23 protein-coding genes are annotated in these 22,362 nt (G+C 69.6%); 20 read left to right on the top strand and 3 right to left on the bottom strand.

From position 1 onward, the window contains the following. The first annotated feature begins 15 nt into the window (after positions 1 to 15). The 8 genes from ACG0Z3_RS16625 to ACG0Z3_RS16660 all read left to right on the top strand — a co-directional run bounded on the left by ACG0Z3_RS16625 (position 16) and on the right by ACG0Z3_RS16660 (position 9,842). Positions 16 to 852, top strand: a complete 837-nt coding sequence (locus ACG0Z3_RS16625) for a pectate lyase (RefSeq protein ID WP_394399422.1) — start codon at positions 16 to 18, stop codon at positions 850 to 852. Next, positions 849 to 1,751 carry a hypothetical protein gene (locus ACG0Z3_RS16630; protein ID WP_394399424.1) on the top strand — a complete coding sequence of 301 codons (903 nt, stop codon included), beginning with the start codon at positions 849 to 851 and terminating at the stop codon, positions 1,749 to 1,751. Before ACG0Z3_RS16625 ends, ACG0Z3_RS16630 begins: the two co-directional genes overlap by 4 nt. A 119-nt stretch (positions 1,752 to 1,870) precedes the next feature. Further along, the gene (locus tag ACG0Z3_RS16635) at positions 1,871 to 2,809 is read left to right on the top strand and encodes an N-acetylmuramoyl-L-alanine amidase (RefSeq protein WP_394399426.1); all 939 of its coding nucleotides are present in this window, start codon (positions 1,871 to 1,873) and stop codon (positions 2,807 to 2,809) included. Beyond that, positions 2,809 to 3,822, top strand: coding sequence for an ABC transporter permease (locus tag ACG0Z3_RS16640; RefSeq protein WP_394399428.1), 1,014 nt, complete (start codon positions 2,809 to 2,811; stop codon positions 3,820 to 3,822). The genes ACG0Z3_RS16635 and ACG0Z3_RS16640 overlap by 1 nt, the downstream gene beginning before the upstream one ends. Next, positions 3,822 to 4,715: an ABC transporter permease subunit gene (locus ACG0Z3_RS16645; protein WP_394399431.1), complete on the top strand. Its 894-nt coding sequence runs from the start codon at positions 3,822 to 3,824 to the stop codon at positions 4,713 to 4,715. Before ACG0Z3_RS16640 ends, ACG0Z3_RS16645 begins: the two co-directional genes overlap by 1 nt. 85 nt (positions 4,716 to 4,800) lie before the next feature. Continuing rightward, positions 4,801 to 5,754, top strand: coding sequence for an ABC transporter ATP-binding protein (locus ACG0Z3_RS16650; RefSeq protein WP_394399432.1), 954 nt, complete (start codon positions 4,801 to 4,803; stop codon positions 5,752 to 5,754). Continuing rightward, positions 5,751 to 6,710: a peptide ABC transporter ATP-binding protein gene (locus ACG0Z3_RS16655; RefSeq protein WP_394399434.1), complete on the top strand. Its 960-nt coding sequence runs from the start codon at positions 5,751 to 5,753 to the stop codon at positions 6,708 to 6,710. Before ACG0Z3_RS16650 ends, ACG0Z3_RS16655 begins: the two co-directional genes overlap by 4 nt. Before the next feature lie 135 nt (positions 6,711 to 6,845). Then, positions 6,846 to 9,842, top strand: coding sequence for a TonB-dependent receptor (locus tag ACG0Z3_RS16660; RefSeq protein ID WP_394399436.1), 2,997 nt, complete (start codon positions 6,846 to 6,848; stop codon positions 9,840 to 9,842). A 55-nt stretch (positions 9,843 to 9,897) separates the two neighbouring features. Here the strand turns inward: ACG0Z3_RS16660 and ACG0Z3_RS16665 are convergent, their stop codons facing one another. Together ACG0Z3_RS16665 and ACG0Z3_RS16670 are read right to left on the bottom strand one after the other, a co-directional pair. Further along, entirely contained in the window at positions 9,898 to 10,206 is a 309-nt protein-coding gene (locus tag ACG0Z3_RS16665; protein WP_394399438.1) for a PsiF family protein, read from the bottom strand. A gap of 72 nt (positions 10,207 to 10,278) precedes the next feature. After that, positions 10,279 to 11,616 (bottom strand): serine/threonine-protein kinase, encoded by a 1,338-nt coding sequence (locus ACG0Z3_RS16670; protein ID WP_394399440.1) that lies wholly within the window; start codon positions 11,614 to 11,616, stop codon positions 10,279 to 10,281. A gap of 39 nt (positions 11,617 to 11,655) precedes the next feature. Between ACG0Z3_RS16670 and ACG0Z3_RS16675 the strand changes: the two genes are divergently transcribed. From ACG0Z3_RS16675 to ACG0Z3_RS16725, 11 genes are all read left to right on the top strand, one after another. Further along, positions 11,656 to 12,051, top strand: a complete 396-nt coding sequence (locus ACG0Z3_RS16675) for a VOC family protein (RefSeq protein WP_394399442.1) — start codon at positions 11,656 to 11,658, stop codon at positions 12,049 to 12,051. An 81-nt stretch (positions 12,052 to 12,132) separates the two neighbouring features. Then, on the top strand, positions 12,133 to 12,768 hold the full coding sequence (locus tag ACG0Z3_RS16680) for a LysE family translocator (protein ID WP_394399444.1): 636 nt from the start codon (positions 12,133 to 12,135) through the stop codon (positions 12,766 to 12,768). Between the two features lie 27 nt (positions 12,769 to 12,795). Next, positions 12,796 to 14,511, top strand: coding sequence for an arginine--tRNA ligase (gene argS, locus ACG0Z3_RS16685; RefSeq protein ID WP_394399446.1), 1,716 nt, complete (start codon positions 12,796 to 12,798; stop codon positions 14,509 to 14,511). Then, on the top strand, positions 14,508 to 15,167 hold the full coding sequence (locus ACG0Z3_RS16690) for an SPOR domain-containing protein (protein WP_394399448.1): 660 nt from the start codon (positions 14,508 to 14,510) through the stop codon (positions 15,165 to 15,167). Before argS ends, ACG0Z3_RS16690 begins: the two co-directional genes overlap by 4 nt. 23 nt (positions 15,168 to 15,190) lie before the next feature. Continuing rightward, on the top strand, positions 15,191 to 15,844 hold the full coding sequence (locus ACG0Z3_RS16695) for a thiol:disulfide interchange protein DsbA/DsbL (protein ID WP_394399450.1): 654 nt from the start codon (positions 15,191 to 15,193) through the stop codon (positions 15,842 to 15,844). 106 nt (positions 15,845 to 15,950) lie between these two features. Beyond that, on the top strand, positions 15,951 to 16,556 hold the full coding sequence (lptA, locus tag ACG0Z3_RS16700; RefSeq protein WP_394399453.1) for a lipopolysaccharide transport periplasmic protein LptA: 606 nt from the start codon (positions 15,951 to 15,953) through the stop codon (positions 16,554 to 16,556). Next, positions 16,553 to 17,335 carry an LPS export ABC transporter ATP-binding protein gene (gene lptB / locus ACG0Z3_RS16705; protein WP_394399455.1) on the top strand — a complete coding sequence of 261 codons (783 nt, stop codon included), beginning with the start codon at positions 16,553 to 16,555 and terminating at the stop codon, positions 17,333 to 17,335. The genes lptA and lptB overlap by 4 nt, the downstream gene beginning before the upstream one ends. 2 nt (positions 17,336 to 17,337) lie before the next feature. Further along, positions 17,338 to 18,831, top strand: a complete 1,494-nt coding sequence (locus ACG0Z3_RS16710; protein WP_394399457.1) for an RNA polymerase factor sigma-54 — start codon at positions 17,338 to 17,340, stop codon at positions 18,829 to 18,831. Positions 18,832 to 18,840: 9 nt separating this feature from the next. Continuing rightward, positions 18,841 to 19,323 (top strand): hypothetical protein, encoded by a 483-nt coding sequence (locus ACG0Z3_RS16715; protein WP_394399459.1) that lies wholly within the window; start codon positions 18,841 to 18,843, stop codon positions 19,321 to 19,323. Between the two features lie 72 nt (positions 19,324 to 19,395). Continuing rightward, positions 19,396 to 19,641 (top strand): alpha/beta fold hydrolase, encoded by a 246-nt coding sequence (locus ACG0Z3_RS16720; RefSeq protein ID WP_394399462.1) that lies wholly within the window; start codon positions 19,396 to 19,398, stop codon positions 19,639 to 19,641. Positions 19,642 to 19,736: 95 nt separating this feature from the next. Next, complete coding sequence (locus ACG0Z3_RS16725; RefSeq protein ID WP_394399464.1) at positions 19,737 to 20,126, top strand: hypothetical protein; 390 nt, start codon at positions 19,737 to 19,739, stop codon at positions 20,124 to 20,126. Positions 20,127 to 20,146: 20 nt separating this feature from the next. Here the strand turns inward: ACG0Z3_RS16725 and ACG0Z3_RS16730 are convergent, their stop codons facing one another. Beyond that, positions 20,147 to 21,016: an alpha/beta hydrolase gene (locus tag ACG0Z3_RS16730; RefSeq protein WP_394399466.1), complete on the bottom strand. Its 870-nt coding sequence runs from the start codon at positions 21,014 to 21,016 to the stop codon at positions 20,147 to 20,149. Positions 21,017 to 21,073: 57 nt separating this feature from the next. Between ACG0Z3_RS16730 and ACG0Z3_RS16735 the strand changes: the two genes are divergently transcribed. Then, the gene (locus ACG0Z3_RS16735) at positions 21,074 to 22,360 is read left to right on the top strand and encodes a THUMP domain-containing class I SAM-dependent RNA methyltransferase (protein WP_394399468.1); all 1,287 of its coding nucleotides are present in this window, start codon (positions 21,074 to 21,076) and stop codon (positions 22,358 to 22,360) included. The last annotated feature ends 2 nt before the right edge of the window (positions 22,361 to 22,362 follow it).

Raw genomic sequence — 22,362 nt, forward strand, 5'->3', positions numbered from 1 at the left:
GACTGGAGACAAGACATGAACGGATTCCTGATGGCGCGCCGCCTGTGGCGCGGTGTGGTGGCGCTGGCCCTGGTGGCTGCCGCCGGCAGCGCGGCGGCCGCGCCCGGCGTGCGCACGGTGCCGGCCTGCACCAAGGTCAACGTCAGCGCCACCATCGACGTGCCTGCCGGCACGACCTGGGACGGCGTGGCCAAGTACGGCAAATGGGTCTGCCTGGTGGGCACGGCGTCCAACATGAAGGGTACGCAGAGCGAGAGCCAGATCCCGATGTTCAAGCTGAACAACGGCGCGACGGTGAAGAACGTCGTCATCGGCGACGGCTCGCTGGGCAGCGGCACCAACCTGGCCGCCGGCGGCGCTGACGGCGTGCATTGCTACGGCGTCTGCAACATCACCAATGTGTACTGGGCCGACGTGGGCGAGGACGGCGCCACGGTGCGCAAGCTCAGCGGCGTGACCAGCAAGCTGACCATCAGCGGCGGCGCGGCCTTCAAGGCGGCCGACAAGCTGTTCCAGCACAACAGCGACGGCACGCTGGTGATCCAGGACTTCTACGCCGACAACATCGGCAAGTTGGCCCGCTCCTGTGGCAACTGCTCCACGCAGTACGCCCGCAAGATCACGGTGACCGGCGTGCGCCTGGGCACGGTGAACTCGTCCGGCGTGGGCGTGAACAGCAGCTACGACAGCAAGTCGGGCATCGCCGGCAAGTACGACGTGGCCACCATCACCGACCTGGTCTACAGCGGCTCCAAGGCCAAGTGCGACGCCTTCGTGGGCACGGGCTCGGGCAACGAGCCGGTCAAGGACACCAACGCCAGCAACATCGCCCGCGCCTGCGTGTTCAAGTGAGCGCCCTGCGCCCGCTGGCCTGGGGGCTGGTGGCGACCGGCACCGCTCTCGCGGCGCTGGTGCTGCGGCCGGCGCCTGCGCCCACAGTGCCTGCGGCCGAGGCGGCGGCGGCGGCGCCGCTGCTGCACGTCTTCAAGCCGGCGCCCGCGGCGGCGCCGCTGGCCGCCACCGCCGCGCCGGCCGCCCCAGACCTGGGCCTGCCCGCGCTGCGCGAGCAGCTGGCGCGCGACCCGGCCGCCGCGCTGCCGGCGCTGGAGGCCCTGGCTGCCCGCCAGCCCGCGCTGGCGCTGCCACTGTACGAACAGCTGCTGGCCCACTGGGCCCAGCGGCGCCAGCACCCGCTGGCCGTACAGGCGCTGGCCCGCGCGCCGCTGGACGCCGACACCCGCGAGCGGCTGCTGCAGCCACTGCTCGCCCATTGGGCCGAGACCGCGCCCGACCAGGCCGCGCGCTGGGCCCAGGCCACACCGGGCCAGGCCGGCCTGCTGGCGCCGCTGCACGACCGCTGGCTGCAGCAGGATGCCCGCACAGCCACCGTGTTCGCCAGCATGCTGCCGGCCGGTGAGGCGCGCGGCGCGCTGCTGGCCGACGGCTGGGCGCGCTGGGCTGCGCAGGACGGCCCGGCCGCGCGCGACTGGCTGCGCTCGCAAGGCCCGCAACCCGCGCTGGACGAGGCCCTGGCCCGCCACGCCAGCGGCGACGAACTGGCCCGCCATGCGCCGCTGGAGGCGCTGGACCTGGTGGCCCGCATTGCCGACCCCGACCGCCGCCGCCAGGCATGGCAGGCACTGGCGCAAAGCCTGCACGACATCGACCCCGCCCAGGTGGCACCGCTGCTGGCCCGCGCGCCGGGGCTGTGGCCCGCCGAGCAGGCGCAGCTGCTGGCCGGGCTGCATTGAGCAGCCCGAGGCTGCGGCCCGGCCATCACCTGCGCTCATACCCACCCGGCCGGCGCGCATGGCTGCTGCGGGCCGGCCCGGGGCCGGGCAGGCGGTGGGCGCTGCAACAATCCAGCCCCATGACCGCCCCCTCCCGCGTCCTTGCCGCCGCGCTGGCCCTGCTGCTGGCCGCCTGCGCCAGCCCGCCGCCCTCGCCCTCAGCGCCCGCCCAGACCGGTGCCGCCGCCCCCGCCACGCCGCCCCCGCCGCTGCGCAGCGCCAGCGGCGAGATTCGCGCGCCGCAGATCGACCGCAGCCACACCTCGCAGAACCAGGACAGTCGCAGCCTCTTCATCGTGCTGCACTACACGGTGCTGGACTGGGAGAAGTCGCTGCGCGTGCTGACTACCGGCGGCCAGGTCTCCAGCCACTACCTGGTGCGCGACAACCCGGCCATCAGCTACGCGCTGGTGGACGAGAACCGCCGCAGCTGGCACGCGGGCGCCAGCTTCTGGGCCGGGCACAGCAACCTGAATTCCTCGTCCATCGGCATCGAGATCGTCAACGCCGGCTATGTGGACGGCCCGGGCGGCCGCGTCTACGCGCCCTTCCCTCAGGCGCAGATCGACGAAGTCATCGCGCTGGTGCGCGACATCCAGAAGCGCCACAACGTGCGCCCCGAACGCATCATCGGCCACGCCGACATCGCGCCCGGCCGCAAGCAGGATCCCGGCCCCAACTTCCCGTGGAAGCAGCTGGCTGACGCCGGCCTCATCCCCTGGCCGGACGGCCCCGCCGTGCTTGTGAAGACGCTGGAGCACGAGGTGGCGCCGCGTGACGTGGCGTGGCTGCAGGAGCGGCTGACGCGCATCGGCTACAACGTGTCGCGCTCGGGCCAGATGGACACGCTGACGAAAGAAGTGGTGTCCACCTTCCAGATGAAGTACCGGCCGCGCGACATCTCCGGCACCGTGGACGCCGAGACGGCTGCACTGATCGACGTGGCCGCCACGCCCGCGCTGATGCGCGTGAAGGGCGCGGGCGAGGGCGAGACACGCCCCTACACCTCGCGCTGGTGATGCTGGGCTTTCTGCTCAAGCGCCTGGCCACGCTGGTGCCGACGCTGATCGGCATCACGCTAGTAGCGTTCGGCCTGATCCGCCTGGTTCCCGGCGACCCCATCGAGGTCATGATGGGCGAGCGCCAGCTCGACGCCGAGACCCACGCCGCCCTTGTCAAGCGCATGGGGCTGGATCAGCCGCTGCCGGTGCAGTACGCGGACTACGTGGGCAAGCTTTTGCAAGGTGACCTGGGCGAGAGCCTGGTCAGCCGTGAGCCGGTGGCCAAAGAGTTCGTCGCGCTGTTCCCGGCGACGGTGGAACTGGCCGCGGCCGCGCTGATCTTCGCGGTCGGCTTGGGCCTGCTGCTGGGCGTCAGCGCGGGCCTCAAGCGCGGCTCGTTGCTGGACCAGGGCGTCATGGGCACGGCCACCATCGGCTACTCCATGCCGGTGTTCTGGTGGGGGCTGATCCTCATCATGTTCTTCAGCGTGCAGCTGGGCTGGACGCCGGTGAGCGGCCGCATCGGCATCGAGTTCGATCCGCCGCGCGTGACCGGCTTCATGCTGATCGACGCGGCGCTGAGCGACGAGGAAGGCGCGTTCACCTCGGCGCTGATGCACCTCATCCTGCCGGCGCTGGTGCTGGGCACGAGTACGCTGGCCGTCGTCGCACGCATGACGCGCTCGTCGATGCTGGAAGTGCTGCGCGAGGACTATGTGCGCACGGCCCGCGCCAAGGGCCTGTCTCCGACGCGCGTGGTCGTCGTGCATGCGCTGCGCAACGCACTGATCCCGGTGCTGACAGTGGTGGGCCTACAGACCGGCAGCCTGCTGGCTGGCGCGGTGCTGACCGAGACCATCTTCAGCTGGCCCGGCATCGGCAAATGGCTGATCGACTCCATCGCGCGGCGCGACTATCCCGTGGTGCAGGCCGGCATCCTGATCTCGGCGCTGACCTTCATCGGCGTGAACCTGGTGGTGGACGTGCTGTACGGCGTGGTGAACCCGCGCATACGCGGAGGTGGCCACTGATGAGCACCCTGGTGACCGAAGCACACCCGCCCGGCCCGCTGCGCGAGTTCTGGCAGGGCTTCACCGCCAACCGAGGCGCCTTTGCCGCGCTGGTGGTGTTCGCGCTGATCGCCGGAGCGTCGCTGTTCGCGCCGCTGATCGCACCGCACGACCCCATCGAGCAGTACCGCGACCACATGCTGACGCCGCCCGTCTGGGCCGAGGGCGGCAGCACACGCTTCCTGCTGGGTACCGACGAGCTGGGTCGCGACATGCTGAGCCGCTTGCTGCACGGCGGCCGCGTGTCGCTGGGCATCGGCCTGGCGGCGGTGGCGCTGTCGCTGCTGCCGGGCGTGCTGTTGGGGCTGCTGGCGGCGTTCTTCCAGCGCTGGTTGTCGCCAGCCATCATGCGCGTGATGGACATCGTGCTGGCGCTGCCGGCGCTGCTTCTGGCCATCTGCGTCATCACCATCCTGGGCCCGGGCCTCGTCAACACGGTCATCGCCATCGCCATCGGCGCGCTGCCGGGCTATGTGCGGTTGACGCGCGCGGCGGCGCTGGCCGAGATCGGCCGCGACTACGTGACGGCCAGCCGCGTGGCTGGTGCCGGCGTGTGGCGGCTGATGTTCATCACCGTGCTGCCCAACTGCATGGCACCGTTGATCGTCAACGCGACTTTGAGCTTTTCATCGGCCATCCTGGAGACAGCCGGCCTGGGCTTCCTGGGCCTGGGCGTGCAGGCACCCACGCCCGAGTGGGGCACGATGCTGTCGGCGGCGCGCGACTACATCACGCGCGCGTCGTGGGTGGTGACGTTGCCGGGGCTGACGATCCTCGTCACCGTGCTGGCCATCAACCTGATGGGCGACGGGCTGCGCGATGCGCTGGATCCGAAGTTGAAGAAGGTGGCGTGATGCTTCTTCGTTGCGCTTGCCTACCGCCCAGGCCCATGCCGGGAGTTCGCCCCGGCATGGGCCTCGCCACCAACATCCAGCAGCGATGAGCCTCCTCCACATCAAGAACCTCCGCGTCACGTTCGGCAACTTCCCCGCTGTCGACGGCGTCGACCTGCAACTCGACGCGGGCGAACTGTTGGGCATCGTCGGTGAATCCGGCTCCGGCAAGTCCGTCACCATGCTCGCGCTGATGGGCCTCATCGACGCGCCGGGCAAGGTGACGGCAGACGCGATCGAATTCCATGGCCAGGACCTGCTGAAGCTCACCCCGCGCGAACGCCGCCGCCTCATCGGCCGCGACGTGGCCATGGTGTTCCAGGACGCGCTGACCAGCCTCAACCCCAGCTACACCGTCGGCGCCCAGATCGCCGAGGTGCTCAAGACCCACCTCGGCCTTGGCAGCAAGGCGGCCCGGCAGCGAGTCGTCGAACTGCTGGAGCTGGTCGAGATCCCCGACGCCGCCAACCGAGCCAGTGCCTACCCGCACCAGCTCTCCGGCGGCATGAACCAGCGCGTGATGATCGCGATGGCCATCGCCTGCGGCCCGAAGCTGCTGATCGCCGACGAGCCCACCACTGCGCTGGACGTGACCATCCAGGCCCAGATCATGGCGCTGCTGCTGAAGCTGCAGCGCGAGCAGGGCATGGGGCTCATCATGATCACGCACGATCTCGCCGTGATTGCCGAGATGGCCCAGCGCGTGGCAGTGATGTACGCCGGCCAGATCGTCGAGACAGGCCCGGTGCCGGCGCTGTTCGAGGCGCCGCGCCACCCGTACACAAACGCGCTGCTGGCCGCGATCCCCGAGCACAGCGCGGGCGCCCGGCGCCTGTCCGCTCTGCCCGGCATCGTGCCCGGCGCGCTGGACCGCCCCACCGGCTGCCTGCTCAGCCCGCGCTGCCCGCGCGTGCAGGCCCGCTGCCACGCCGAGCGTCCGGCGCTGCAGGCCGGCGTGCGCTGCCTCTTCCCGGTGGATGCCGCGGTGGAGGCCGCATGACCGAACTCCTGCTCGAAGCCACCGACCTGGCGCGCCACTACAGCGTCAGCCGTGGCCTGTTCAAGCCCAAGGCCACCGTGAAGGCGCTCAACGGCGTGAGCTTCACGCTGGCGCCGAAGAAGACGCTGGCCGTCGTCGGTGAGTCTGGCTGCGGCAAGAGCACGCTGGCGCGGCAGCTCACGCTGATCGAGCCGCCCTCGCGGGGGTCACTCAAGATCCGCGGCACCGATGCCGCCACGGCCGACAAGGCCACGCTGCAGGCGCTGCGCCGCGACGTGCAGATGGTGTTCCAGAACCCGTTCGCGTCGCTGAACCCGCGCAAGACCATCGCGACGACGCTGGCCGAGCCGCTGCTGATCAACACGCCGCTGTCGGCCGGCGAGCGCCAGGAGCGCGTCGAGGCGCTGGCGGCCAAGGTGGGTCTGCGCGCCGAGCATCTGCGACGCTATCCCCACATGTTCTCGGGCGGCCAGCGGCAGCGCATCGCGATCGCGCGGGCCATGGTGCTGAACCCCGGCATCGTGGTCGCGGACGAACCGGTCAGCGCGCTGGACGTGTCCATCCAGGCTCAGATCCTGAACCTGTTCATGGACCTGCAGGACGAGTTCGGCACCGGCTATGTGTTCATCTCGCACAACCTGTCGGTGGTGCAGCATGTGGCCGACGAGGTGATGGTGATGTACCTCGGCGCGGCCGTGGAGGTGGGGCCCAAGGCGACGCTGTTCGCGCGCCCGCTGCACCCCTACACGCGGGCGCTGATGAGCGCCACACCGGCGCTGCGCGCGGCCGACCGGCGCGAGCGCATCGTCATCCACGGCGAGCTGCCCAGCCCGCTGAACCCGCCCTCGGGCTGCAGCTTCCACAAGCGCTGCCCGCTGGCCACCGAGCGCTGTGGCGAGGAGGCGCCCACCCTGCGCGAACTCGACGGCCGGCGCGTGGCCTGCCACGCCCTATAACCGCCGCACATGCCCGGCGCCCATTCCGTGATGCGCCGACTGTTGCGGCGGCGCTGATTTCACGCGCTTGACCTCTGACCCGGCGTGGCCGGCGTCACAAGAATCCTCGCATTCGGCAAAACGAGGATCACGCGCATGAAATTCCAGCCCACTCCCATCGCCTGCGGCCTGGCGAGCCTGCTGCTGTCGCTGCAGGGCGCCGCGCTCGCACAGCAGGCCGCGCCTGCCCGCGCGGCGGACAACAAGGCCAAGCAGTCGCTGGAGGCGGTCGTCGTCACCGGCATCCGCGCGTCCACTGAGGCCTCGCTGACCGCCAAGCGCGAGGCCTCGGCCAACGTCGAGGTCATCACCGCCGAGGACGTGGGCAAGATGCCCGACAAGAACCTGGCCGACTCGCTGCAGCGCCTGGCCGGCGTGGCCGTGCGCACCGACTACGACGAGGCCGAAAAGGTGTCCATGCGCGGCACCAACCCGGACATGACGCTGATCCTGTTCAACGGCCACACGGTCAGCGGTGGCGACTGGTACGTCTCCGACCAGACCTCCAGCAGCCGCTCCACGTCGCTGAGCCTGATGCCCAGCTCGGTGCTGAACTCGGCCACGGTCTACAAGACCTCGCAGGCCAACATCCTGGACGGCGGCCTGGCCGGCACCGTCAACGTGACGACGCGCAAGCCGCTGGATGCCAAGGCGTCCTTCGGCGGCGTCGTCAGCGTGGGCGCGGTGCACGCCACGCTGCCCAACAAGACCAGCCCGCAGCTCAATGCCAGCCTGAACTGGAAGAGCGACGACAACCGGCTGGGCATCATCGGCCAGGTGTTCGCCGAGAAGCGCTACGTGCGCCGCGACTCGGCCTCGCGCTTCGCGTACGGCGCCAGCAGCGGCTGGGACGTCATCAACACGTCCACCATGCTGGGCATCACCAACGCGTCGCTGGCCGGCACCGGCTATACGGCCGCCGACCTGAACGGCGTGCGGCTGCCGGGCAGCATGTCCACCGAGTTCGTCGAAGGCGTGCGCGACCGCAAGGGCGGCATGGTGTCGGTGCAGTGGCGCCCCACGCAGGCCGTGGACCTGGGGCTGACAGCCTTCCAGTCCAAGATGAGCTCGGACAACTATGGCCGCCTGACCTCGGGCGCGATGTACTCCATGCTGGTGGGCAAGGCCGAGCCCTTCGGCGCGGTCACGGCCGCGGCGGCCAACACCAGCTCCAACGGCCAGCGGGTGTACGCGTCTCTGCTGAACCCCAAGATCGTCGAAGAGACAACGATCTACGGCCACAAGATCAAGGTGCTGCGCGGTGGCACCATTGCCTTTGCCAACGGCACCACGCCGCAGTACGTGGGCAACTCGGAGGGCTTCTTCCGCAGCGGCGCCAGCGCCAGCAGCGGCTTCCTGGACCTGGACGCCAAGGTCAAGCTCAGCAACGACCTGACCGTGAAGGCGCTGTTCAGCACCACGCGCGGCGAGGGCACGACCGACCAGGACCGCGGCATCACCTACGCCCGCTACGGCACGGGCATCACGTTCGAGCTGCAGGGCGTCAACGACGCGCCGACCTGGGCCTACCAGGGCGCCGGTGACGGCAGTAAGCCAGTGCTGAACGCCGACGGCAGCGGCTACCGGCTGATCTCGCGCTCGGTGCCCACGCGCTACCTGACCATCGACAAGGAACGCAGCCTGGCGCTGGACGCCGAGTACCAGCAGAACAGCGGCATCTTCCAGACGCTGGACTTCGGCTTCCGCCACGCCGACCACCGCCGCGACCACCGCCGCTCGGCGCCGGCGCTCAAGAGCTCGGCCACGGTGGCGCCCGATGCCTCGCAGGCCGCGAGCTACCCGGGCGACTTCGGCGCCGACCTGGGGGCGGGCTTCGAGAACACCGGCTTCTACTTCCCGCGCGAGGTGCTGCGCTCCTTCTACGACGGCATCACCAAGGCCACGACGCCCGAGTTCGAGCGCCGCGTGGCCGCCGAGATCGAGATGCGCGAACAGCAGTCGGCGCTGTACTTCCAGCAGAACCTGGAGACGGCCGACGGCGCCTGGAGCGGCAACCTCGGCCTGCGCTACGCGCGCACGGTGGTGGACGCGCAGATCGCCACGCCCGTGCCCACCGGCCTGTGCCAGCGCATCGAGCCGGGCAAGCCCGTCGTGCCCTGCACCGCCTTCCCGACGGCCATCGTGACCGCCGGCGACGGTGCCAGCTACTTCGACGGCGTGCCCTTCAACCCCAACACCGGCACGATCTACTACAAGGTGCCCAGCCACAAGCAGTTCGACCACATCCTGCCCAGCCTGAACGCGCGCTGGCAGGTGGCGCCGGGCTGGATCGCGCGGCTGGGCCTGTCCAAGACGCTGGGCCGGCAGAACTACAACATCTACGGCGCGGGCTACACCAGCCAGGCCTGCAACGCGCAGGGCTGCACCGTCAACGGCCCGAACGCGCAGCTGCAGCCCATGACCTCGGCCAACACCGACCTGTCGCTGGGCTGGTACTACAGCAAGCGCTCGGCCCTGGTGCTGAGCGTGTTCGACTCCATGATCCGCAACTACGCCAAGACCGGCGCCGTGCGCCAGGACGTGACGGTGGACCTGCTGGACAACCAGAACGTCGTGCGCACCTACTTCATCAACACCACCAGCAACCAGCGCGCGCGCATACGCGGCGCTGAGCTGAGCTGGGAGCAGCCGGTGTGGGGCGGCTTCGGGCTGCAGTCCAACCTCAGCTACGCCGACACCCATGTGGAAGACGGCCGGCCCATGGTGGGCGCCTCGCGCAAGAGCGCCAACCTGGTGGGCTACTTCGAGAACGAGGTGTTCAGCGTGCGTCTGGCCTGGAACTACCGCAGCGAGTACGTCAACAGCACGACGGCGCCGGCACCCACGGCCAACAGCCAGGGCCTGTCGGTGGTGCAGGGCATCACCATGCCCACAGCGCCCACCATCCAGGCCCCGGTCACCAACGTCGCGCTGAGCGTGAACTACACGGTGATGCCGGGCTTGAGCCTGTCCTTCAGCGGCACCAACCTGACCAACCCGTCACGCGGCCAGTACCGCTACAGCGAGCTGGAGCCGCAGAAGGTGGACACCTCGGGCCGCCAGTACTACGTCGAGGCCCGCTACAAGTTCTGAGCCCGCATGAAAGAAGCCACCCGCAGGTGGCTTCCGGGCAGGGCCAGGGCGACAGTCAGCCCTTGGCGCTGAGGCACTCCTTCATGAAGGCCTTGCGCTCGTCGCCCGCTTTGCCCTTGGCATCGGCATTGCAGGCCTTCATCTTCTGCTGCTGCGGCGTGCTGCTCGCCGCGCTGGCTGCACCGTCTGACGGCTTGGCGGACAGGCACTCCTTCATGAAGGCCTTGCGTTCGTCGCCCTTCTTGTCGCCGGCATCTTTGTTGCAGATGGCCATCTTGGACTGTTGCACGGTGGGCGCCTTGTCGGCCGCCTGGGCGGTCAGCGCAGCACAGCCGAGGGCGATGGCGAGCGTGAGGTGTTTCATCGGGATGACTCCTTGCTGAGGGTGAGGGGCGGGTCGATTCCAGCACGCCGCGCGCGGCGGCTCAAGATTCCATCAGAGGATGCGGCGCGGATGCGCCAGCGCCTCGTGGGCCGCATGCAGGCGGCGCACCAGCACGCGGATGAAGGCGCGGTCAAAGCGGTGCTGGCACTCCGGGCTGAGCTGGCCCAGTGACTCCGGCGTGAAGCAGATCGTCGTGCAGGGCTGCGTCACCTTGATGTCGGTGCTGTGGCGGCGCAGGTCGGGGTTCGGCGCCAGGTAGGCCATCTCGCCCACCGAGGTGCCCTGACCCAGCGTGGCGACGATTCGGTTGTCACGGTGCACCTGCACCTCGCCCTGCGCAATGATGTGGAAGCTGTTGCCCTCCTGCCCGCGCTTGAACAGCGCATGGCCTTCCGGGTAGCGCTTCCAGCGCGCGCGCCGCACCACCTCCCACAGCTGCACATCGCCGAACTCGGCGAAGAACTCCAGTGCGCGCAGCATGTTGAAGCGCTCCGAGTCGCGCACCTCGCCCAGCCGGTTCAGCGGTACCTGCTGCGTGGCCACCAGGCTGGACAGCGCCTGCGCAAACGCGTCCCAGGTCGCGAAGCGCTCGTGCGGCGCCTTGGCCAGCGCACGCTGCACGACGGCGTCCAACGCCTCGGTGACGCCCTCGCGCTGGCCCATCAGCGGCAGCGGCGGCTGGTGGTAGATCTGGTGCATCAGCGCCATCTGGTGCGGCGCATCGAACGGCGGGCGGCCGCCGATCAGGTGGTACAGCACGGCGCCCAGCGCGTAGATGTCGGCGCGGCAGTCCACGTCGCCACCCTCGATCTGCTCCGGCGGCATGTAGGCCAGCGAGCCGACGCGGTGGATCTGCGTGGAGTCGGCATGCAGGTTCAGCGCCGAGCCGAAGTCGCTGACCTTGACGTCCACCACCTGGCCCGACGCGTCCAGCACCGCCAGCAGGTTGGCAGGCTTCACGTCGCGATGGATGAGCCCCTGGCGGTAGACGTAGCCCAGCGCCATCGCGCACTTGAAGGCCATTTCGACGATCTGATCCAGCGGCAGCAGGCGGTCGCTGCGGCAGAAGTGCTTGAGCGTGACGCCGGGCACGTACTCCATGACGAGGTACGGCGACGCGTCCTCGGCCACGGCGTCCAGGATGGCGACGACGTTGGGGTGATGCAGCCGGCCGGCCAGCGCTGCCTCGGCGCTGAAGAAGCGGTTGCTGAAGTCGCTGTTCGGGGCGTCCGGCGCGGGCGCCCAGGTGCGCATGCGCTTGATGGCGACATCCTGGCCCTGGAACGGGTCGCGCGCCAGGAACACGTCGCTGGTCGCGCCTTCGCCCAGGCGCCGGAGCACCTGGTAGCGGCCGATGTGGGAGGGCAGGTCGTCTGCTGGGGCGCTCACGCAGGTCATGATACGGGCCACCCATGACGGAGCCGGCCGATGTTCTCCCACGTCTTTGTCGCCACAAACGACTTCACGCGCGCCCTGGCCTTCTACCGGCCGCTGATGGCCGGGCTGGGCCTCGCCGAACGCTTCTGCGACGCGTCGCACCCCTGGGCCGCATGGCAGAGCGCACCAGGCCCGCGCCCGCTGCTGCTGCTGGGCCGGCCGTTCGAGGGCGAGCACCATCCCGGCAACGGCCAGATGGTGGCGCTGCTGGCCGCGCGCCGCGCGCAGGTGGACGCGGCTCACGCCACGGCGCTGGCCCACGGGGGCCGCTGCGACGGCCCGCCGGGCCTGCGCCCGCAGTACCACGAGCACTACTACGGCGCGTATTTCCGCGACCCGGACGGCAACAAGCTGTGCGTGGCCTGCCACGAGCCGACGGACGGCTGAACTCGCCCGACAGCCGCGCCATGCGTTTCGTCAGGCGCCCCCGGGGGCTGCCATGATGCGCGCCGCCCTGCCCACCACGCCATGACCGATCCGTCCAGCCACCTCGTCTTTGCCGCCACCGCGCTGCTGATGGCCCTCACGCCCGGGCCCAACATGGTCTACCTGCTGTCGCGCTCGCTGTGCCAGGGCCGCAACGCAGGCCTGCTGTCGTGGACGGGCGTGGTGCTGGGCTTCACGGTCCACATGGTGTGTGCGTCCATCGGGCTGACGGCGCTGTTCATGGCCGTGCCGCTGGGCTACGAGCTGCTGAAGTTCGGCGGCGCGCTCTATCTGGGCTGGCTGGCCTGGCAGGCGCTGCGGCCGGGCGCACATTCGCCCTTCGAGGCGCGCGACCTGCCGCCGCAATCGCCCCACAAGCTGTTCACGATGGGCCTGCTGACCAGCGTCCTGAACCCCAAGGTCGCGGTGTTCTACCTGTCGGTGCTGCCGCAGTTCATCTCACCGGACGGCGGTTCGGTGCTGGTGCAGAGCCTGCTGCTGGGCGCCACGCAGGTGCTCATCGGCGGCGGCATCAACCTGCTGGTCACGCTGTCGGCGGCGGGCATCGCCGGCTGGTTCGGGCGCCACCGCCTGTGGCTGGCCGTGCAGCGCTGGCTGATGGGCCTGGTGCTGGGTGGCCTCGCCGTGCGCTTGCTTAGCCAGCCGCGCCATGCCTGAGCGGGCGAGCCTCCTAAAATCGCGCCCATGATCCAAGCCAAGCAGGCGCTGCTCGCCGCACTCGCCGAGTCCCTCCAGGAAATCGCCCCCGGCGCCAACGCGTCGGCGGCCTTCGAATCCCCCAAGCAGGCCGCCCACGGTGACTTCGCCTGCACGGCCGCCATGCAGTTGGCCAAGCCGCTCAAGGCCAACCCGCGCGAACTGGCCACGCGCCTGATCGCCGCGCTGGAGGCCAAAGCCGCCTTCCAGCAGTGGGTGCAGGCGCTGGAGATCGCCGGCCCCGGCTTCATCAACATTCGCCTGAAGCCCGCCGCCAAGCAGACCGTCGTCGCCGAGGTGCTGGCTGCTGCTGGCCAGTTCGGCCACCGCGCCGCCACCGGCAAGCACGTCATGGTGGAGTTCGTCTCCGCCAACCCCACCGGCCCGCTGCACGTGGGCCACGCCCGCCAGGCCGCGCTGGGCGACTCGCTGTGCTCGGTGTTCCAGAGCCAGGGCCACGACGTGACCCGCGAGTTCTATTACAACGACGCCGGCGTGCAGATCGCCACGCTGGCCAACTCCACGCAGATGCGCCTGAAGGGCTTCAAGCCCGGCGACGCCGAGTGGCCCGAGGCCGCCTACAACGGCGACTACATCCAGGACATCGCCGACGCCTTCCTCAAGAAGGAAACCGTCAAGGCCGATGACCGCGAGTTCACCGCCTCGGGCGACGTGAACGACTTGGACAGCATCCGCCAGTTCGCCGTCGCCTACCTGCGCCATGAGCAGGACCTGGACCTGCAGGCCTTCGGCCTGAAGTTCGACAGCTACTTCCTGGAGTCCAGCGTCTACGCCGGCGGCCAGCTGGAGAAGACCGTCGAGCGGCTGGTGGCCAGCGGCAAGACCTACGAAGAAGGCGGCGCGCTGTGGCTGCGCACCACCGACTACGGCGACGACAAGGACCGCGTGATGCGCAAGAAGGAAGGTGGCTTCACCTACTTCGTGCCCGACGTGGCCTATCACATCAACAAGTTCGAGCGCGGCTACACGCAGTGCATCAACATCCAGGGCACGGACCACCACGGCACCATCGCCCGCGTGCGCGCCGGCCTGCAGGCGGTTGACCTCGGCATCCCGCAGGGCTTCCCGGACTACGTGCTGCACAAGATGGTCACGGTCATGAAGGGCGGCGAGGAGGTCAAGATCTCCAAGCGCGCCGGCAGCTACGTGACGCTGCGCGACCTGATCGACTGGACCAGCCGCGACGCGGTGCGCTTCTTCCTCATCAGCCGCAAGGCCGACACCGAGTTCGTCTTCGACATCGACCTGGCGCTGAAGGCCAACGACGAGAACCCGGTGTTCTACGTGCAATACGCCCATGCGCGCATCTGCTCGGTCATCCGCAAGTGGGGCGGCGACGTTGCCGGTGTCGCGGGCGCCGATTTCGGCCTGCTGACCGCCCCGACCGAAGAAGCGCTGATGCTCAAGCTCGCCGCCTACCCCGACATGCTCAGCGGCGCCGCGGCCGGCCTGGCGCCGCACGACATCGCGTTCTATGCACGGGACCTGGCGGGCGCCTACCACTCCTACTACGCTGCCGAGCGCGTCACGGGCCAGGCGCCCGAGCTGAGCCGCGCCCGCGTGGCGCTGCTGGCCGCCACCCGCCAGGTGCTGGCCAACGCCCTGGGCATGCTGGGCGTCAGCGCGCCCGAGCAGATGAACCGCGACACTGCTGACACCTCGGAAACCTCGGAGAGCGCATGACCTCAGCGTCCAAACCCGCCGGCCAGAAGAACCAGAAGGGCGGCTTCGTCCTCGGCCTGATCGTGGGCCTGCTGGTGGGCCTGGCCGTCGCCCTTGGCGTGGCGCTGTACATCACCAAGGTGCCCATCCCCTTCGTCGACAAGGTGCCGCAGCGCACGGCCGAGCAGGACGCGGCCGAGGCCGAGCGCAACAAGAACTGGGACCCCAACGCGCCGCTGGCCGGCAAGGGCGCCCGCAGCGCCAGCGGTGTCGTCAACGCACCGCCCGCTGCCACCACGCCGCCACCGGCCGTGCCGGCATCGGCCAGCGCCCCGGTCGCTGCGGCGAGCACGCCCACGGCGGCCATCGCCCCGGCCAAGCCAGCCGCCAAGGCTGAAGCGCCCGCCACGCCGGCCGCCTCGGCCCCGGCAGCGGCCGACGCCTTCGTCTACTTCGTGCAGGCCGGCGCCTACACGCGCACCGAAGACGCCGAGGCCCAGAAGGCCAAGCTCGCCATCCAGGGCTTCACGGCCAAGCTGATGGAGCGTGAGCAGAACGGCCGCACCGTCTACCGCGTGCGCCTGGGTCCCCTGGACACGCGCGACGCCGCAGAAGACCTGCAACGCAAGATCGAGGGCGCCGGCTTTGAGGCCAACCTCGTTCGTGTACAACGCTGACACCACCCTAGGAACCTGACGCCATGAAGCGCCGCGATTTCTCCGCCCTGCTCGCCACCACACCCCTCGCGGGCACCGCCCTCGCCCAGGGCGGCCCGGTCGAAGGCCGGCACTACAACGTGCTGGCCCAGCCGCTGCCCACGGCGCCCGGCCGCATCGAGGTGATCGAGTTCTTCTGGTACGGCTGCCCGCACTGCTACGCCTTCGAGCCTCTGATCGAGCCCTGGGCCAAGCAGGTACCGGCCGACATCGCCTTCCGCAAGGCACATGTGGCCTTCCGCGCCAGCCTCAAGCCGCACCAGCGCATGTTCTATGCGCTCGAAGCCCTGGGCAAGGAAGCCCAGGCCCGGCCGGCCATCTTTGCCGCGATGCACCAGCAGGGTCAGAGCCTGGACGACCCCAAGGTGCAGGCCAAGTTCCTCGCCAACCTGGGCGTGGACGCGGCCAAGTACCTGGACGCCTACAACTCCTTCGGCGTGCAGACCAAGTGCACGCAGGCCGACAAGCTGTTCGACGCCTACCGCGCCGACGGTGTGCCCGCGCTGGGCATTGCCGGCCGCTTCATCACCTCGCCCACCATCGCCAGTGCCGGCCAGCGCCTGGCCGAGCACGAGTCGGGCCAGCGCGCGCTGCAGGTCGCCGACTTCCTGATCCAGCGCGTGCGCGCCAAGAAGTGAGCCCGGACGGCGCCGGCCGTCGCGGTACCCGCTGAGCCGCTTGCCGCGACGCAGAGGCTGAGGCGGCCGCCGCACCCATAGAATGGCCTGCAACTTCCGTGCCGCCATGCCTTTGCGCCTACTTCCCCTGCTGCTCGCCCTTGCTGCCGGCGCCGCCTTCGCGGAGAAGGCCGACCGCAGCAAGCCCCTCGTGTTCTCGTCCGACAAGCCGGGCCAGATCGACCAGGTCAACCAGCGCCTGGAGCTGGTTGGCAATGTCGTCGTCACCAAGGGCAGCCTGGCGCTGCGGGCCGAGAAGGTGGACGTGCGCGAGACCCGCGACGGCTACCACCAGGCCTATGCCAGCGGCACCAGCCAGCAGCCGGTGAGCTTCCGCCAGGCCCGCGACGTGCCCGGCGAGGCCATCGACGGCACGGCCGACCAGGTCGAGTACGACACACGCACGGAGGTCGTGCGCTTCATCGGCAATGCCCGCGTGCGCACCACGCGCGGCGCGATGGTCATGAACGAGATGGCCAGCGCGGTCATCATCTACAACAGCCGCACCGAGGTGGCCACGCTGGAAGGCGGCAGCGCCTCGCCCAACCCCAACGGCCGCACCCGCATCGTCGTGATGCCGCGCGCCGAGGCGGCCGACGACGCCAGCTCGGCGCCCGCGCCGACGCTGCCGCTGAAGCCGTCGACGACGCTGCAGCCGGGCAAGCCGTCGTGACCCGCAGCGTCGCCCAGACTCCGCCAGCCAGCTGCGGCGGCAGCCGGCTCGAGGCCGAAGGCCTGGCCAAGACCTATGGCGTGCGCAAGGTCGTCAAGAACGTGCACGTGCGCGTGGACTGCGGCGAGGTGGTGGGCCTGCTGGGCCCCAACGGCGCGGGCAAGACTACGAGCTTCTACATGATCGTGGGCCTGGTGCGATCGGACGCCGGCATCATCCGCATCGACGGCGCCGAAGTGCAGCGCCTGCCCATCCACTCGCGCGCCCGGCTGGGGCTGAGCTACCTGCCACAGGAAGCCTCCATCTTCCGCAAGCTGACCGTCGAGCAGAACATCCGCGCTGTGCTGGAGCTGCAGCAGGACGAGCGCGGCAAGGCGCTGTCCAAGGCCCGCATCGACGAGCTGCTCAACGGCCTGCTGCATGACCTGTCCATCGAAGGCCTGCGCGACAGCCCGGCACCGGCGCTGTCCGGCGGCGAACGGCGCCGCGTGGAGATCGCCCGTGCGCTGGCCACGCAGCCGCGCTTCATCCTGCTGGACGAGCCCTTCGCCGGCGTGGATCCGATCGCGGTGCTGGAGATTCAGCGCATCATCAGCTTCCTGAAGGGGCGCGGCATCGGCGTGCTGATCACGGACCACAACGTTCGCGAGACGCTGGGCATCTGCGACCGCGCCTACATCATCAGTGAGGGCGCTGTGCTCGCCGAAGGCACGCCCGACGAGATCGTGGCCAACGCCGACGTGCGCAAGGTCTACCTCGGCGAACACTTCCGGATGTAGCGGTGAAACAGACGCTGCAAGTCCGCCTCAGTCAGCACCTCGCGCTGACACCCCAGCTGCAGCAATCCATCCGGCTGCTGCAGCTGTCCACGCTGGAGCTGCACCAGGAAGTCGAGCAGATGCTGGCCGCCAACCCGCTGCTGGAGGCGGAAGAGGAGTTCAGCGTCAGCGCACCGGAGCTGGCCACCAACGCGCCCGCCGAGAGCGGCACCGAGGCCTCGGCCGGAGAATCCGACGGCGGTGAGGCCGCCGAGTTGTCCGGCGAGGATTTCGGCGGCACCGAGCGCGAGGACTGGGAGAACGGCACCGAGCGCGACGACTTCGACGGCATCCGCGAGCTGCCCAGCAGCAGCTCAGCCGGCAGCGACGACGACGGCGAGCGCGAGAGCCAGGAGTCCGCCGGCACGACGCTGGCCGAACACCTCGCCGAACAGCTGGCCGGCATGACGCTGTCGCGCGAGGACCGCGCCGCGCTGCACGTGCTCATCGAGTCGCTGAACGAAGACGGCTACCTGGAAGACACGCTGGAAGAGCTGGCCGCGGCGCTGGTGCCCGACGACGACGAGGACTGCGAGCAACTGCTGGACCACCTGCGCATCGCGCTGCGCCTGCTGCAGAGCCTGGACCCCGCCGGCATCGGCGCCCGCGACCTGGCCGAGTGCCTGACGCTGCAATTGCGCGCACTCCCTCGCAGCGTGCCCCAGGTCATCGCACTGCGCATCTGCCAGGGTCACCTGGAGCTGCTGGCCCGCCGCGACATGCGCCGCCTGATGAACGAGACGGGCGCCGACGAGGCCACGCTGCGCGAGGCCCAGGCGCTGATCACGCGGCTGGAGCCCAAGCCCGGCCGGCGCTTCGCGCAGGGCGCCAGCGCGGCCATCGTGCCCGACGTCATCGTGCGCAAGGTGGGCCGCGAGTTCCGCGTCATGCTCAACCCCGAGGTGGCGCCCAAGCTGCGCATCAACGAGCTCTATGCCAACGCGCTGCGCGCCACGCGCGGCGGCATCAGCAACTCGCCACTGGGCGGGCAGCTGCAGGAGGCGCGCTGGTTCATCAAGAACATCCAGCAGCGCTTCGACACCATCCTGCGCGTCAGCCAGGCCATCGTGGAGCGCCAGCGAGGCTTCTTCACACACGGCGAGCTGGCCATGAAGCCGCTGGTGCTGCGCGAGATTGCCGACGAGCTGGGCCTGCACGAGTCCACTATTTCGCGCGTGACGACGGCCAAGTACATGGCCACGAGCTGGGGCACCTTCGAGCTGAAGTACTTCTTCGGCTCGGGGCTGAGCACCGAGGCCGGCGGCGAGGCCTCCAGCACCGCCGTGCGCGCGCTCATCAAGCAGTTCGTCGCGGCCGAGGACACCAAGAAGCCGCTGTCAGACAGCGCGCTGGCCGCCATGCTGGACGAACAAGGCATCCAGTGCGCGCGGCGCACGGTGGCCAAGTACCGCGAGGCGATGAAGATCGCGCCCGCCAACCTGCGCAAGGCGCTGTAAGGAGCTCGCATGATCCGCAACCTGTGCACGGCGCTGCTGCTGAGCAGCTGTGGCGGCATGGCCTGCGCTGCCGGCGCACAAGACCTGACCGGCGACGTCAAGACCTGCCGCCAGCAAGTGGACGCCGCGAGCCGGCTGCGCTGCTATGACGCGATCAGCCTGCCCGCAGATGCGCCAGCGGCCACGACCAAATCCGTCGCGCACGCAGCCGAGGCGGTCGCGAAATTCGGCCAGGAGGCCGTCAAGCCGCCCGCCGGCAACCCGCCAGCACTGCAGCAGGTCGAGAGCCGCATTCGCGGTCGCTTCCAGGGCTGGCGGCCGAACCAGCGCATGGAGCTGGAGAACGGCCAGGTCTGGCGCATCGCCGATGACAGCGAGGCGCTGTACGACCTGCAAGACCCCAAGGTGGTCGTGCATCGAGGCCTTTTTGGCGCTTACTTCCTGGAGATCGACGGCGTGCCCTTCCAGGTCCGCGTGGTGCGGGCCCGCTGACGTCACGGCCGTGCAAGCTCGCCGCCTTGAGGCGAGCTGCCGTAGCCCACGTCCATCGCGCTGCGGCGCGTCATGCAGCGCCACCCGCACGCCGTGCAGGGCATGGAGGCCGGCGCCAAGGCCAACTACGACGGCATCGAGGCCTTCTTCCACGCCGACTTCCGCAAGGATCTGAAGAAGGTGAACGTGCCGACACGGGTCATCCACGGTGCCGATGACCAGATCGTGCCCCTCGAGACGATGGCCGTGCGACAGCCAAGCTGGTCAAGGGCGCTCGCGGCCCGCACGGCATCACAGACACGCACAAGGACCGGCTGAACCAGGACCTGCTGGGCTTCGCGCGCCAGTGAGCTCGCGTTGAGGGGCTCGGCGGGCAGTGAGAATGCGTGGTTAAAAAAGGAGCCGAGAAAACAATGAAAGTCGCATACATCGCCCTCTTGGCCCTGCCCGTGCTGACCGGCTGCGTCAGCATCGAGCTGCCCGGCGTGGTCTCCGACACGGCCAAGGTGGCCAAGGACACCTACAAGTCGGTCACCAGCAAAAAAGCGCCGCCGGAAACGCCCAAGCCGGCTGTCGCCCCCGCCAACAGCGTGGCCAATACCTACGTGGGCCTTGAAAGCCAGACCCCGGCCGAGATCAAGCAGCTCTGCGTGGACGAGGCCGCAGCCAAGCTGTTCAAGGCCCATGGCAAGACGGTGGCCTACACCGTGACCGAGAACACCCTTTCGGCGATCAACAACGCGATCGCGGCGAACTGCCGCATCACCGTCAACAAGCCCGGCCCGACGACGACGGCCGAGTAGGCCTCCGCAGGCGCCTGACGTCAGTCTTTGGACGGCCCCGTCTCCGGCGCCAGCGGCTCGAACACGAAGCGCATGCCGCGCGTGTAGCTCTCGGCCTTGGTGCCGGCATGGCGTTCGCCATCGATGGTGCGGTTCTGGAACACCAGGCCAGGATGCTTCAGCGTCGGCAGCAGCGCTTGGTAGCGCTGGATGCCAGCCAGGAATCCAGGCCACTCATGCTCGGCACCGGTCACATACAACCGCGCGTTCAGCGGCTTGCCCGTCGCGGCGTAGACCCTGGCCTGGCCAATGATCCAGTCGCCCCCCACCACCACCGCCGGGCTGGCCGCGATGTAGCCTTTGAACAATTCCGGCTTGGCGTACATCGCGTGCAGCGTGAACAGCCCACCCAGCGAGCTGCCGGCGAGATAGCGCTGCGCCGGGTCGGCACGGTACTCGCGCTCCAGCAGCGGGAAGATGTCCTTCTGCAGCGACGCGATGAACTTGTCGGCATGGCCGGTGCCGAATGCCAGCGGCCCCAGCTTCACCGGTGACAGCTCCCAGCCACGCAACTCGCCGTAGTCCAGGTAGTCGCCCGCATAGCCCAGGCCCACGACGATGAACTCCGGCACGACCTTGTCGTAGGCCAGGTTGTTGTACGACGCGACGACGGTGGCGAAGTCCCAGTAGCCGTCGGTCACGTACAGCACCGGGTAGCGCCGCTGGGACTCCTTGGCAAATGAGCCCGGCAGGTGGATGTGCAGCTGGTAGGCCCGCCCGTCGGCGTTCTTGGGCAGCGCACGCAGCTGGGTGTTGGGGATGGTGTGCGCAGGGTAGGCCGGCGCCGGGTCAGTCGCCTGGACCTGCGCAACGCCGAACAGGAAAGCCAGGGACAGAACGATTCGCTTCACGGGCAGGCTCCAGGCTTGGATAACGCTATCCAGTTTAGGGCCGGCGACAATGCCGGCGTGAGCCTGCCCAACAAGTTATCCCTTTTCGTGTCCTGCCCCGGTGGCGTCGAGCCGCTGCTGGAGGAGGAGCTCAAACGCTTCCTGCCGCCCGGCGTGCGCAGCAAGGTCGAAGCCCTGCGAGGCGGCTGCGGCGTGCTCGGCACGGCCGAGGACGTCATGCGCATCAACCTCGAGAGCCGGCTGGCGCAGCGCGTGCTCGTCGAGATCATCGAAGGCCCCTACCGCCACGAAGACGACCTCTACTCGCTAGCCCGCCGTGTCGACTGGCGCGACTGGCTGACGCCAAAGCACACGCTGCGCATCGACACCACCGCGCAGCGCTCGCCGCTGAAGAGCCTGAACTTCGCCGCGCTGCGCATCAAGGACGCCATCTGCGACCAGCTGCGCGAGCACACCGGCGAGCGCCCCAGCGTCGACACGCAGCGCCCCGACCTGCCCGTCGTGCTGCACGTGGGCCCCGAGCGCGCGGCAATCTACGTCGACACCTCCGGCGAACCGCTGTTCAAGCGCGGCTGGCGCATCGACAAGGGCGACGCCCCGCTGAAGGAGACGCTGGCCGCCGCGATGCTGGCTGCCGCCGGCTGGCGTGGCACGCCCGAGGAAGGCGGCGCCTTGCACGACCCTTGCTGCGGCTCCGGCACCATCCCCATCGAGGCCGCGTTGATCGCCTGCGACTCGGCCCCTGGCCTGCAGCGCCGCTTCGCGTTCGAGCACCAACTGCCCTTCTCCACGCCGGCCATGAAGGTCGCGTGGGGCGAGATGGCGCAGGCCGCCCGCGCCCGCATTCACGCGCCCGCCGTGCCCATCTACGCCAGCGATGTGGCCTTCCGCATGGTCGACTTCGCGCGCCGCAATGCCGAGCGCGCGGGCGTGGCGCAATACATCCAGTTCAACGGCGGTGACGCGCTGGAGCGCCCAGCACCGGCCCTGCCCGACGGCATGCCTGGCGCCATCGTCATGAACCCGCCCTACGGCGAGCGCATCGAGGTGCGCGGCAAGGCCGCGATGACGCGCGATGCCGGCGGCAGCGAGGAACGTGACGGCGGCGACGACTTCTTCCCCCGCCTGGCTGCGCACTGGAAGCGCCAATACACCGAGAACCCCGCCGGCTGGACGGCCTGGATGCTCAGCCCCGACATGAAGCTGCCGAGCAAGATGCGGCTGAAGGAAGCGCGCCGCGTGCCGATGTGGAACGGCCCCATCGAATGCCGTCTGTTCCGCTTCGACCTCATCAAGGGCTCGGCGCGCAAGCCCAGCGACGCGCCCGCGGACACGCCCACCTGACA

The organism is Pelomonas margarita (genome assembly GCF_043555875.1).
Classification (GTDB): Bacteria; Pseudomonadota; Gammaproteobacteria; order Burkholderiales; family Burkholderiaceae_C; genus Pelomonas; species Pelomonas margarita.

Coding starts and splice junctions, on each gene's coding strand:
- argS (WP_394399446.1), top strand. CDS start 12,796: ATGATCCAAGCCAAGCAGGCGCTGCTCGCCGCACTCGCCGAGTCCCTC.
- ACG0Z3_RS16665 (WP_394399438.1), bottom strand. CDS start 10,206: ATGAAACACCTCACGCTCGCCATCGCCCTCGGCTGTGCTGCGCTGACC.
- ACG0Z3_RS16655 (WP_394399434.1), top strand. CDS start 5,751: ATGACCGAACTCCTGCTCGAAGCCACCGACCTGGCGCGCCACTACAGC.
- ACG0Z3_RS16690 (WP_394399448.1), top strand. CDS start 14,508: ATGACCTCAGCGTCCAAACCCGCCGGCCAGAAGAACCAGAAGGGCGGC.
- ACG0Z3_RS16725 (WP_394399464.1), top strand. CDS start 19,737: ATGAAAGTCGCATACATCGCCCTCTTGGCCCTGCCCGTGCTGACCGGC.
- ACG0Z3_RS16645 (WP_394399431.1), top strand. CDS start 3,822: ATGAGCACCCTGGTGACCGAAGCACACCCGCCCGGCCCGCTGCGCGAG.
- ACG0Z3_RS16715 (WP_394399459.1), top strand. CDS start 18,841: ATGATCCGCAACCTGTGCACGGCGCTGCTGCTGAGCAGCTGTGGCGGC.
- ACG0Z3_RS16675 (WP_394399442.1), top strand. CDS start 11,656: ATGTTCTCCCACGTCTTTGTCGCCACAAACGACTTCACGCGCGCCCTG.
- ACG0Z3_RS16640 (WP_394399428.1), top strand. CDS start 2,809: ATGCTGGGCTTTCTGCTCAAGCGCCTGGCCACGCTGGTGCCGACGCTG.
- ACG0Z3_RS16720 (WP_394399462.1), top strand. CDS start 19,396: ATGCAGCGCCACCCGCACGCCGTGCAGGGCATGGAGGCCGGCGCCAAG.
- ACG0Z3_RS16695 (WP_394399450.1), top strand. CDS start 15,191: ATGAAGCGCCGCGATTTCTCCGCCCTGCTCGCCACCACACCCCTCGCG.
- ACG0Z3_RS16625 (WP_394399422.1), top strand. CDS start 16: ATGAACGGATTCCTGATGGCGCGCCGCCTGTGGCGCGGTGTGGTGGCG.
- ACG0Z3_RS16660 (WP_394399436.1), top strand. CDS start 6,846: ATGAAATTCCAGCCCACTCCCATCGCCTGCGGCCTGGCGAGCCTGCTG.
- lptA (WP_394399453.1), top strand. CDS start 15,951: ATGCCTTTGCGCCTACTTCCCCTGCTGCTCGCCCTTGCTGCCGGCGCC.
- ACG0Z3_RS16635 (WP_394399426.1), top strand. CDS start 1,871: ATGACCGCCCCCTCCCGCGTCCTTGCCGCCGCGCTGGCCCTGCTGCTG.
- ACG0Z3_RS16650 (WP_394399432.1), top strand. CDS start 4,801: ATGAGCCTCCTCCACATCAAGAACCTCCGCGTCACGTTCGGCAACTTC.
- ACG0Z3_RS16680 (WP_394399444.1), top strand. CDS start 12,133: ATGACCGATCCGTCCAGCCACCTCGTCTTTGCCGCCACCGCGCTGCTG.